The sequence below is a fragment of the Streptomyces sp. S6 genome (assembly GCF_054880855.1).
Map to the genome: position 1 here is coordinate 1 of NZ_JBTYMC010000216.1, position 11,665 is coordinate 11,665.

Annotated in this window: 10 protein-coding genes; 9 read left to right on the top strand and 1 reads right to left on the bottom strand. The window is 71.0% G+C overall.

The annotated features are described in order from the left end of the window. The 5 genes from ACVNF4_RS25010 to ACVNF4_RS25030 all read left to right on the top strand — a co-directional run. A partial coding sequence (locus ACVNF4_RS25010; RefSeq protein ID WP_461805124.1) for a PucR family transcriptional regulator occupies positions 1-420 on the top strand: 420 nt, incomplete at its 5' end. Positions 421-599: 179 nt separating this feature from the next. Next, complete coding sequence (locus ACVNF4_RS25015; RefSeq protein ID WP_461805125.1) at positions 600-1,442, top strand: nitrilase-related carbon-nitrogen hydrolase; 843 nt, start codon at positions 600-602, stop codon at positions 1,440-1,442. A 91-nt stretch (positions 1,443-1,533) separates the two neighbouring features. Beyond that, entirely contained in the window at positions 1,534-2,937 is a 1,404-nt protein-coding gene (gene hydA / locus ACVNF4_RS25020; protein WP_461805126.1) for a dihydropyrimidinase, read from the top strand. A 12-nt stretch (positions 2,938-2,949) separates the two neighbouring features. Beyond that, positions 2,950-3,969, top strand: coding sequence for a TIGR03842 family LLM class F420-dependent oxidoreductase (locus tag ACVNF4_RS25025; RefSeq protein WP_461805127.1), 1,020 nt, complete (start codon positions 2,950-2,952; stop codon positions 3,967-3,969). Positions 3,970-4,151: 182 nt separating this feature from the next. Then, the gene (locus ACVNF4_RS25030; protein WP_461805128.1) at positions 4,152-5,684 is read left to right on the top strand and encodes an NCS1 family nucleobase:cation symporter-1; all 1,533 of its coding nucleotides are present in this window, start codon (positions 4,152-4,154) and stop codon (positions 5,682-5,684) included. 64 nt (positions 5,685-5,748) lie between these two features. Here ACVNF4_RS25030 and ACVNF4_RS25035 read toward each other — a convergent pair whose 3' ends face one another. Next, positions 5,749-6,423, bottom strand: coding sequence for a hypothetical protein (locus ACVNF4_RS25035; protein ID WP_461805129.1), 675 nt, complete (start codon positions 6,421-6,423; stop codon positions 5,749-5,751). Positions 6,424-6,819: 396 nt separating this feature from the next. On the opposite strand from ACVNF4_RS25035, the gene ACVNF4_RS25040 reads away from it, so the two are divergent. From ACVNF4_RS25040 to ACVNF4_RS25055, 4 genes are all read left to right on the top strand, one after another. After that, positions 6,820-8,595 (top strand): gamma-glutamyltransferase family protein, encoded by a 1,776-nt coding sequence (locus tag ACVNF4_RS25040; protein WP_461805130.1) that lies wholly within the window; start codon positions 6,820-6,822, stop codon positions 8,593-8,595. A gap of 87 nt (positions 8,596-8,682) precedes the next feature. After that, positions 8,683-9,537 carry an inositol monophosphatase family protein gene (locus ACVNF4_RS25045; protein WP_461805131.1) on the top strand — a complete coding sequence of 285 codons (855 nt, stop codon included), beginning with the start codon at positions 8,683-8,685 and terminating at the stop codon, positions 9,535-9,537. A 135-nt stretch (positions 9,538-9,672) separates the two neighbouring features. Continuing rightward, on the top strand, positions 9,673-11,085 hold the full coding sequence (locus ACVNF4_RS25050) for a phytoene desaturase family protein (RefSeq protein ID WP_461805133.1): 1,413 nt from the start codon (positions 9,673-9,675) through the stop codon (positions 11,083-11,085). An 85-nt stretch (positions 11,086-11,170) separates the two neighbouring features. Further along, the coding region (locus tag ACVNF4_RS25055) for a UbiA family prenyltransferase (protein ID WP_461805132.1) at positions 11,171-11,665 on the top strand (495 nt) is incomplete at its 3' end.

The window sequence follows — 11,665 nt, forward strand, 5'->3', positions numbered from 1 at the left end:
GGGCCCTGCGGCGGCTGGGAGGACGTCCCGGCGGGGCTGCGCGAGGCACGGCACGTCGCCGACGCCGTCGACGGCGCGGGAGACGCCCTCGACCTCCCCGGCGTCGTCCGCCTCAAGGACGTCCATCTGCGCGGCCTCGTACGGCTGTTGCGGGACGACCCGCACGTCCAGGCGTTCGCCGAGCGGGAGTTGGACGGGCTGCTGCGCGCGGCGGACGACGATCTGCTCGCCGTCCTGCGCACCTACCTCGCGACCGGCCGCAACAAGTCGCGCACCGCGCAGCTCCACCACGTCTCACGGCCCGCCCTGTACCGCAGGCTGGAGGCGATACAGACGCGCCTCGGCGTCGACCTGGACGACTTCGAACAGGCGGCGTCCGTGCACATCGCACTCCTCGCGCACGACGCGCAACAGAGCTGACCGCGCTGTCGGAAACAGCTGGGAAACCTGCATCCACCTGCGAAAACGGCGGTGAAACATGGGCCGGAGAGAGCGTGACAACGTGGCACGCGCGGCGCCTCCAGACGTGACACGCTGCAACTCAAACCGGGCTCCCGGGCTTCCTAGGCTCCTCGCACACCGAGTGACCGGAGGTCCCGATGAGCAGAGTGATCCGTGCCGCGATCTTCCAGACCGCCTGGACGGGCGACAAGGAGTCGATGATCCGGGTGCACGAGCAGGCGGTGCGCGACGCCGCCGCCCAGGGTGCCCAAGTCCTGTGCTTCCAGGAGCTGTTCTACGGACCCTACTTCTGCCAGGTGCAGGACCCGGCGTTCTACGAGTACGCCGAGCAGATCCCCGACGGGCCGATCGTCAAGCGGTTCCAGGCACTTGCGAAGGAGCACGGCATCGTCCTCGTGCTGCCGATGTACGAGGAGGAACAGCCCGGCGTCCTCTACAACACCGCCGCCGTCATCGACGCGGACGGCTCCTACCTCGGCAAGTACCGCAAGCACCACATCCCCCAAGTGAAGGGATTCTGGGAGAAGTTCTACTTCCGGCCCGGCAACGCGGGCTGGCCCGTCTTCGACACCAAGGTCGGGAAGATCGGCGTCTACATCTGCTACGACCGCCACTTCCCCGAAGGCTGGCGGGCGTTGGGCCTCGCCGGTGCCGAGATCGTCTTCAACCCGTCGGCGACCTCGCGCGGACTCTCCGCCTACCTCTGGCAGTTGGAGCAGCCGGCGGCGGCCGTCGCCAACGAGTACTTCGTCGGCGCGATCAACCGCGTCGGCGTGGAGGAACTCGGCGACAACGACTTCTACGGGACCTCGTACTTCGTGGACCCGGAGGCCCAGTTCGTCGGCGAGGTCGCGAGCGACAAGGAGTCCGAACTCGTCGTGCGCGACCTCGACCTCGCCAAGCTCCGCGAGGTCCGCGACCGCTGGCAGTTCTACCGCGACCGCCGCACCGACGCCTACGGCCCGCTGACCGCTCCCTGACCGGCGCCGCGCGCGGGCCCGGCAGGAGCACGAACCCCGGGCCCCGCGCGGGTGTTGCAGTAACCGTTCTTGAGAACAGGAGCAGGGAGCAATGAGCAGTCGTACCGTCATCCGCGGCGGTCTCGTCGTCACCGCGTCCGACGAGATCCACGCCGACGTCCTGATCGAGGACGGCCGGATCGCCGCCCTCGCCGCCACCGGCACCCCCGCGGCTGAGGCGTGGACGGCCGAGCGGGTCCTCGACGTGACCGGCAAGTACGTCATCCCGGGCGGCGTCGACGCCCACACCCACATGGAGCTGCCGTTCGGCGGCACCTTCGCCTCCGACACCTTCGAGACCGGCACCCGCGCCGCGGCCTGGGGCGGCACCACCACGATCGTCGACTTCGCGGTGCAGAGCGTCGGCCACACCCTGCGCGAGGGCCTCGACGCCTGGCACGCCAAAGCCGAGGGCAACTGCGCGATCGACTACGCCTTCCACATGATCGTCTCCGACGTCCACGACGAGACGCTCAAGGAGATGGACCTCCTCGTCGAGGAAGGCGTCACCTCCTTCAAGCAGTTCATGGCCTACCCCGGCGTCTTCTACAGCGACGACGGCCAGATCCTGCGCGCCATGCAGCGCTCCGCCGACAACGGCGGGCTGATCATGATGCACGCCGAGAACGGCATCGCCATCGACGTCCTCGTCCGACAGGCCCTGGAACGCGGTGAGACGGACCCCCGCTACCACGGCGAGGTCCGCAAGGCGCTCCTGGAGGCCGAGGCCACGCACCGCGCCATCAGGCTCGCGCAGGTCGCCGGCGCACCCCTGTACGTCGTGCACGTCTCCGCGATGGAGGCGGTCGCCGAGCTGGCGCGGGCGCGCGACGAAGGGCTCAACGTCTTCGGCGAGACCTGCCCGCAGTACCTGTTCCTGTCGACCGACAACCTCGCCGAACCGGACTTCGAGGGCGCCAAGTACGTGTGCAGCACGCCACTTCGGCCCCGCGAGCACCAGGCGAAGCTGTGGCAGGGCCTGCGTACCAACGACCTCCAGGTCGTCTCCACCGACCACTGCCCCTTCTGCTTCGTGGGACAGAAGGAGCTGGGCCGGGGCGACTTCTCGAAGATCCCCAACGGTCTGCCCGGCGTCGAGAACCGAATGGACCTGCTCCACCAGGCAGTTGTGGACGGCCACATCTCGCGCCGCCGCTGGATCGAGATCGCCTGCGCCACCCCGGCCCGGATGTTCGGCCTCTACCCGAAGAAGGGCACCATCGCCCCCGGCGCCGACGCCGACGTCGTCATCTACGACCCGCACGCCGAGCAGACCGTCTCCGCCGAGACCCACCACATGAACGTCGACTACTCGGCGTACGAGGGCAAACGGCTCACCGGCCGGGTCGAGACGGTGCTCTCGCGCGGCGAACTCGTCATCACCGAGCGGGAGTTCACCGGACGCGCCGGACACGGCGCCTACACCCCGCGCTCCACCTGTCAGTACCTCATCTAGGGAATGGCGCCCATGGACTTCGGACTTGTCCTCCAGACCGACCCGCCCGCCTCGCGCGTCATCGAGCTGATGAAACGCGCCGAGGACAACGGCTTCACCTACGGCTGGACCTTCGACTCCGCCGTACTGTGGCAGGAGCCGTTCGTGATCTACAGTCAGATCCTCGCCCAGACCTCGAAGTTGACGGTCGGGCCGATGGTCACCAACCCCGGCACCCGCACCTGGGAGGTCACCGCCTCCACCTTCGCCACCCTCAACGACATGTTCGGCAACCGCACGGTCTGCGGCATCGGACGCGGTGACTCCGCGATGCGCGTCGCGGGGCGAACTCCCAACACCCTGGCCCGGATCAGCGAGGCCATGAAGGTCATCCGCGCCCTCGGCTCCGGTCAGGAGGCCGATCTCGGCGGGACGGTCGTCAAGTTCCCGTGGGCCAAGCCGGACGCCCGACTCCCCGTGTGGATGGCCGCGTACGGGCCCAAGGCGCTCAAGATGACCGGCGAGGAGGCCGACGGGTTCATCCTCCAGCTCGCCGACCTCTACCTCACCGAGTACATGGTGAAGGCCGTCAAGGACGCCGCCGCAGCCGCCGGACGCGACCCGGACGCCGTCAGGATCTGCGTCGCCGCGCCCGCCTACGTCACCGCCGACGACTCGCCCGAGGCCCTCGCCCACGCCCGCGAACAGTGCCGCTGGTTCGGCGGGATGGTCGGCAACCACGTCGCCGACCTCGTCTCCAAGTACGGCGAGCACTCCTCCCAAGTCCCGGACGAACTCACCGAGTACATCAAGTCCCGTGAGGGCTACGACTATTCACATCACGGACGTAGCGGCAACCCCGACACCCAGTTCGTCCCGGACGAGATCGTCGACCGCTTCTGCGTCATCGGCACCCCCGAACAGCACGTCGAGAAACTGAACGCCCTCCGGGCCCTCGGCGTCGACCAGTTCGCGGTCTACGACATGCACGACGCGCAGGAAGCGGTCATCGACACGTACGGCACGACGGTGATCCCGGCCGTCAACGGCTGAGCCTACCCTGGTCAATTGGTCTCCCCCTCCCCGGAAAGCCTTGCGGCGAAGGCGCCTTGAGGCATCCGGCGAGGGGGCCGGGCACAGCCCCGCATCCCGGGCGCGCACCCGCCCCCCCGCGCGCACCCGCACGGCATCCGCACGGCCTCTCCCCGCATCCCCTCTCCCCGATTGGCCAGCCCATGACCGACATCGCGCCCACCGCGCCGCCACCCTCCCAAGTCACCCTCGCCGACGGCCGGGTGGAGATCGCACCCGGCTCCCCGCAGCCCAGCGGCCCCTACGCCAACGAGGACCTCCTCCCCGTCCCGGTCGAGAAACGGACCTGGACGACCTACAATTTTTCGGCGCTGTGGGTCGGCATGGCCCACAACACGGCTTCCTGGACGCTCGCTTCGGGTCTCATCGCCGTCGGCATGGACTGGAAGCAGGCGGTGTTCACCATCGCCCTGGCCAACCTCGTCGTGCTGGTGCCGATGCTGCTGACCGGGCACGCCGGGCCCAAGTACGGCATTCCGTTCCCCGTGTTCGCGCGCGCCTCGTTCGGGGTGCGCGGCGCCAACCTGCCCGCCGTCGTACGGGCGTTGGTGGCGTGCGGCTGGTTCGGCATCCAGACCTGGATCGGCGGGGAGGCGATCTACTTCCTCGCCGGGAAGCTGATCGGCTCCGGGTGGAGCGACGCCGGAAAGGTCGGCGGGTACGCGTGGACGATGTGGCTGTCGTTCGCGATCTTCTGGGCGCTCCAAGTGGCCATCATCTACCGGGGGATGGAGACGATCCGCCGGTTCGAGAACTGGGCGGCGCCGTTCGTCCTCGTCGGCGCGGTCGTCATGCTGATCTGGATGAGCGACAAGGCGGGCGGGTTCGGGCCGTTGCTCGACCAGCCGTCCAAGCTCGGCTGGGGCGGCGACTTCTGGAAGTTGTTCTGGCCCTCCCTGATGGGCATGATCGGCTTCTGGTCGACGCTGTCGCTGAACATCCCCGACTTCACCCGCTACGGCAAGTCGCAGCAGGCCCAGACCTGGGGCCAGGCGCTCGGCCTGCCGACCACGATGACCCTGTTCGCGCTGCTGTCGGTGCTCGTCACCTCCGGCTCGCAGGCCGTCTACGGCGAGACGATCTGGGACCCGGTCCAGCTCGCCGCCAAGACCGACAACGTCTTCGGGCTGCTGTTCGCGCTGGTGACGGTCCTTGTGGCAACGCTTTCCGTCAACATCGCCGCGAACCTCGTCTCCCCGGCGTTCGACTTCTCCAACATCGCGCCCCGGAAGATCAGTTTCCGCACCGGCGCCCTCGCGACCTGCGTCCTCGGCGTCCTGATCTTCCCCTGGAAGCTGTACTCCGACCCGCAGGGCTACATCTTCACCTGGCTCGGCCTGGTCGGCGGCCTCCTCGGCACCGTCGCCGGCATCCTCATCGCCGACTACTGGATCCTGCGCCGCGGCAAGCTCGACCTCGTCGACCTGTACCGCACGGGGGGCCGCTACTGGTACGAGAACGGCTGGAACTGGCGTGCCGTCGTCGCCTTCCTCGTCGGCGGCGTCCTCGCGGTCGGCGGCGCGAGCTTCAAGCCGATCATCGACGGCCGGCCGATCCCGGCGCTGAAGTCTCTGGCCGACTACGGCTGGGCCGTGGGGCTCGGGACGTCGATGGTGCTGTATCTGGCGCTGATGGCGCTGCGGGGGAGGGAGAAGGGGGCGACGGCGGTCGCGTGAACGTGGAGAGCGGGGCGAGTGAAAACGCTTGCCCCGCTTTTCCGTCGTCCCCCTCGCGAACCGCTCAGCCGGCCTTGTTCCCCCGCAACGCCCCCATCGCCTCCTTCGCCGCCTTGATCGCCCCCGTGTTGATCGTGCTCGTGTCCGGCGCCTTCTTCGTCTCGAAGTCGCTGCCGTTGTACGTGACGACGACGAGCGCGTTGGCCACGCGGGCGAACACCAGGCCCTCGCGCGTCTGTTGCTTGTCCTCGGTCGTGAGGTTCACCACCGAGTACGCCTCGTCCCCGAGTCCGGGCACCGCTCCGCCGCCGCTCTTCTCGCCGGTGCGCGCCTTGTACGACTTCACCGCGGCGTCCTCGGTGTCCATGATCTCGAAGGACACGTCCAGCCAGCGGTAGTCGAACCCCTTGAGCGCGTTCCAGGAGCAGGTCCGGCGGATCTTCGTGTCCGTGGACGGGATCTCCTTGCCCGCCGTCTTCGCACCCGGCACCAGCGAGGTGACCGTCTTCTCGGAGACACTGCCGCACGGCGCGGGCGCGGCGGCGTACACCTTCGTCGCGGCCGGCGAGGCGGCGGGATCGTCCGTCTCCGACTGGGTCCGCTGCGTCGTGCCGTTGCCCGCCGCCGCCGAGTCCTCGGGGGAGGCGGGGGACGACGACATGGCCCAGCCCGCGCAGGCGAGGACGACCACCGGGGACAGACGTGCCGCGAGGGCGAGCGGCAGAGGAAGAGAACGCACAGGCGCACTTCTTTTGTGGGGGAGGGCACGGAGACCAGTCCGCACCGCGGACGACGGGACGCCAGTGTCACACGACTCCTGGTGGTGCGGAAGCGCGAACTCGCTGAGTGCCTGAGTCGTGACCGCGGCTCCGCGCTGACGAGGTGAACGTCCCTAAATGTGCCGCGAGGGACGCGGTGAAGAGTGCGGAGTGGGCGCGATCCGCTCCACCGCGAGGTCTGTCGCCGGTGTCGTCGAGCACGAGGACGCGAGATTCGCGGGGGTGTGGCTGTTCGTGACGACCGGCGGGTGGCGCGCGTGCGCCTGTCGCACGAGGGGCATTCTGATGGTCGTACCAACGACCCGTAGGGGCCGCTCGGGAGCACCGCGCGGCGCACGTGAGACAGCGAGGGCGAGATGCAGTTCACCACCCGGCCCACCCTCCAGGGCACCTTCGGCATGGTGTCCTCGACGCACTGGCTCGCCTCGCAGTCGGCGATGGCCGTCCTGGAGAGCGGCGGCAACGCGTACGACGCGGCGGTGGCGGGCGCGTTCGTCCTGCACGTCGTCGAACCGCACCTGAACGGCCCCGCCGGCGAGGTGCTGATCCTCCTGGCGCCCGCGGGCGGCGAGGTGAGCGTCCTGTGCGGTCAGGGCGTCGCCCCGCAGGGCGCCACGATCGCGCACCACAGAGCGCTCGGCCTGGACCTCGTCCCCGGCACCGGACCCCTCGCGGCGGCTGTCCCCGGCGCGTTCGACGCCTGGCTGCTCCTCCTGCGCGACCACGGCACCAAGACCCTCGCCGACGTCCTGCGGTACGCGATCGGATACGCCGAACACGGACACGCGCCCGTGGAGAACGTCGGCACGACCGTCGCCGCCGTCCAGCGCCTCTTCGAGACCGAGTGGACGTCCTCGGCGGCGGTCTACCTCCCGGACGGCCGCCCGCCCCGCCCCGGCGAACTCCTGCGCAACCCCGCCCTCGCGGCCACCTGGCGCCGCCTCCTGGACGAGGTTTCCGGGGAGGCCGACAGGGAAGCGCAGATCGACGCCGCGCGGGACGTGTGGCGCACCGGGTTCATCGCCGAGGCCCTCCTGCGGCAGTCCGCGCGCCCCACCCTCGACAGCAGCGGCGAGCACCACACCGGCACCCTCACCGCCGCCGACCTCGCCGGCTGGTCCGCGTCCTACGAGACGCCCGCGACGTACGACTGGCACGGCTGGACCGTCTGCAAGGCGGGCCCCTGGAGCCAGGGCCCCGCCTTCCTCCAGCAACTCGCCCTGCTGCCCCCGCAGCTCCCGCCGTACGGCAGCGCCGACTACGTCCACCTGCTGATCGAGGGCTGCAAGCTCGCCATGGCCGACCGGGAGGCGTGGTACGGCGACGCCGCTGACGTACCCCTCGCCGAACTCCTGTCGGACGCCTACAACGCCGGGCGGCGGCAGCTGATCGGGGACAAGGCGTCGTGGGAACTGCGCCCCGGTGCCCCGGGCGGACGGGAACCCCGGATCGCCGCGCACGCGCGCGTGGACGTCGATTCCGGCGCCGTGGGGGTCGGCGAGCCCACGGTCGCCACCGACGGGACCACCCGGGGCGACACCTGCCACCTGGACGTCGTCGACCGCTGGGGCAACATGGTCGCGGCCACGCCCAGCGGAGGCTGGCTCCAGTCCAACCCGGTCGTCCCCGAACTCGGCTTCCCCCTCGGCACACGGCTCCAGATGACCCGGCTGGAAGAGGGGCTGGCGGATTCCCTGACGCCGGGACGGCGGCCCAGGACGACCCTCTCGCCGTCGATCGCGCTGCGCGACGGCGAACCGGTGCTCGCGTTCGGCACGCCCGGGGGAGACCAGCAGGACCAGTGGCAGGTGCACTTCTTCCTCGCCGTCGCCCTGCGCGCGCACGCGCGTGGCGGACTCGACCTCCAAGGGGCGATCGACGAGCCGAACTGGCACAACGACTCCTTCCCCAGCTCGTTCTACCCGCGCGGCACACGGCCGGGCAGCGTCACCGTGGAGTCCCGGACGCCCGCCGAGGTCGTCCGGGAACTGCGGCGGCGCGGGCACGACGTGACCGTCGGAGGGCCCTGGTCGGAGGGGCGGCTGTGCGCCGTCGCGCGCGATCCGCGCACCGGTGTCCTGTCGGCCGCCGCGAACCCGCGCGGGATGCAGGGGTACGCCGTCGGGCGCTGACCACCGGGAACCGGGTTTTCATCCCGATTACATCCGCTGTGCAGCGGCCGGGAGGGGATTGTCAGTGGGGCGTGCTCTCATGGACACATGATCGAAGACATGGAAACCATCGAGGAGTTTCTCGCCCGGCGCGCGGCCGACGTGGAGGAGGCGGTCCGTACGGCCGCCGCGACCGAGATCATGCCCCGCTTCCGGCAGCTCGGGGCGGGCGAGGTCGAGCAGAAGGCGGGCCCGCACGACCTGGTGACCGACGCCGACCGGCTGGCCGAGAAGTACCTCACCGAAGTCCTCGGCAAGCTCCTGCCGGGCTCGGTCGTGGTCGGCGAGGAAGCGGTCCACGCGGACCCCTCGGTGTACGACGCGATACGCGGCGACGCCCCCGTCTGGATCGTCGACCCGGTCGACGGCACCCGCCAGTTCGTGCGCGGCGAGGACGGCTTCTGCACGCTGGTCGCGCTCGCCCGGGGCGGCGTCGTCCTCGCGTCCTGGACGTACGCGCCCGCGCTGGACCAGCTCGCCACCGCCGTCCGCGGCGGCGGTGCCCATCTCGACGGCGAGCGCCTGCACGCGGGCAGCCCCGCGCCCGGTGCGGACCTGCGCGTCGCCTGCTCCCACCCCGACTACACCGACGACGGCCAGAAGGCCGTCCTGCGTCGCCTCTGGACCGACGGCGTCGCCCCGCGCGCGTGCGGCGCCGCCGGCCTGGAGTACCTCGCCATCGCCCGCGGCGAGTCCGACGCCACCGCTTTTTCCTGGGAGGCCGCCTGGGACCACGCGGCGGGCATCCTCCTCGTCTCGGAGGCCGGCGGCACACATCTCACCGTCACCGGGGAGCCGTTCCGCATCACCGGGGGCAACGCGCTGCCGTTCACGACCGCGCGGGATGCGGAGACGGCCCGGAGGGTGTCGGGGCTGCTGGCGGGCGGGGGAGCGGTGGGGTAGCGGGGCGGGGTGTTCTCGGGCGGCGGAGCCCCGTCGGGCACCGCCGGTACCCCGCCCCCGACCCGTTGTCGTACCCCCGGCATATCCTGACCCCAGGTGGCCGAGCGGCTGACGAAGGGGTCTGAAGTGGCGGTGGTGTTCGATGCGGTGGTGGTGGGGGCGGGGCCCAACGGCCTGACCGCTGCGGTTGAGTTGGCGCGCAGGGGGTTCTCGGTCGCGCTGTTCGAGGCGAAGGAGACCGTCGGCGGAGGCGCGCGGACCGAGGAGCTGACGCTGCCGGGCTTCCTGCACGACCCGTGTTCGGCGGCGCACCCCCTCGGGATCAACTCACCCGCCTTCCGCGCGCTGCCACTCGATCGGTACGGCCTGGAGTGGCTGCACTCCGACCTCCCGATGGCGCACCCCTTCCCGGACGGCACGGCGGCCGTCCTCGCCCGCTCCGTCGCCGAGACGGCCGCCTCCTTCGGCCCGCGCGACGCGGGCGCGTACCGGCGCCTCGTCGAGCCGTTCCTGCCCCACTGGGACACCCTGGTGCGGGACTTCATGTCCCTGCCGCTGACCGCGCTGCCCCGCGACCCGGTCACCCTGGCCCGCTTCGGCCTGACTGGCCTCCCCCCGTCGACGTGGCTGACCCGCCGCTTCAAGGACGAGCGCGCGAAGACGGTCTTCGCCGGTCTCGTCGCCCACGTCATGGCCCCGCTCTCCGGCGTCGCCACCGGCGCCGTCGGCCTGATCTTCGCGCTCGCCGCCCACGCGCGCGGCTGGCCGGTGGCCCGCGGCGGCTCCCAGGCGATCTCCGACGCCCTGGCCGGCTACCTCAAGGACCTCGGCGGCGAGATCCACACGGACTACGAGGTCAAGCGCCTCGACGACCTCCCCCCGGCCCGCGCCTACGTCTTCGACACCTCGCCGACGGCCCTCGCGCGCATCGCCGGCTTCGGCGGCCACTACGACAACTACCGTTACGGCGCCGGCGTGTTCAAGGTCGACTACGCGCTCGACGGCCCCGTCCCGTGGACGGCGGAGGAACCCCGCTGCGCGACGACCGTCCAGATCGGCAAGGACAGCGCGGAGATCGGCGCCGCCCTCAGGGCCGCCTCCCGGGAGAACCGCGCCCCCGACCGCCCGTTCATGATCACCGTCCAGCCGAGCATCGTCGACCCCACCCGCGCCCCCGAGGGCAAGCAGGTCTTCTGGGCCTACGGCCACGTCCCGAGCGGCTGGACCGGCGACCTCACGGACCCGATCGAACGCCAACTGGAGCGCTTCGCCCCGGGGTTCCGCGACCGCGTCCTCGCCCGCGCCACGTTCGGCCCGCCCCAACTCGCCGTCCGCAACGCCAACTACGTCGGCGGCGACATCGGCACCGGCGCCTTCTCCGGCCTCCAGGTCATGCTGCGCCCGAAGCTGTCCCTGTCGCCGTACACCACCCCGCACCCGGCGATCTTCATCTGCTCCTCGGCCACCCCGCCGGGCCCCGGGGTGCACGGCATGTCGGGGCACAACGCCGCGAAGGCCGTCTGGCGAAGACTCCGCGCCACCCGGTGAAAGGAACGCGGATGTCGGCTTCACCACTGCATTGGCCATGACAGGAGACTTTTGAAACTGAAAACAGTATGAGTAGGGTTCGGTCATGGATGATCGGAAAGCCTTATTCCGCTCCAACTCGCCTGCTGAGCGGCGCACTTCAGACCTCGTGCGACTCGTCAGGGCGCCCGCCGCGCTGAGCGTCCCGGGCGACGTGCTCGCCGGAGCGGCGGCGGCCGAAACCCCCTGGCATCCGCGCGTCCTCGGCGTCACCGCCTCCTCCGTCTGCATGTACTGGGCGGGCATGGCGCTCAACGACTACGCCGACGCGACGATCGACGCCGTGGAGCGCCCCGACCGGCCCGTCCCCTCGGGCCGTGTGCCCCGCCGCACCGCCCTCGCCGTCGCGACCGGCCTGACCGCCGCGAGCCTCGCACTCGCCGCCGTGACCGGAGGCCGCCGGGGGCTGGTGGGAGCGCTTCCCCTCGCGGGCCTCGTCTGGGCCTACGACCTCGGCCTCAAGTCCACCCCGGCCGGCCCCGCCGTGATGGCCGGCGCCCGCGCGGCGGACGTCCTCACCGGCGCCCTCGCGGTCGCCCCA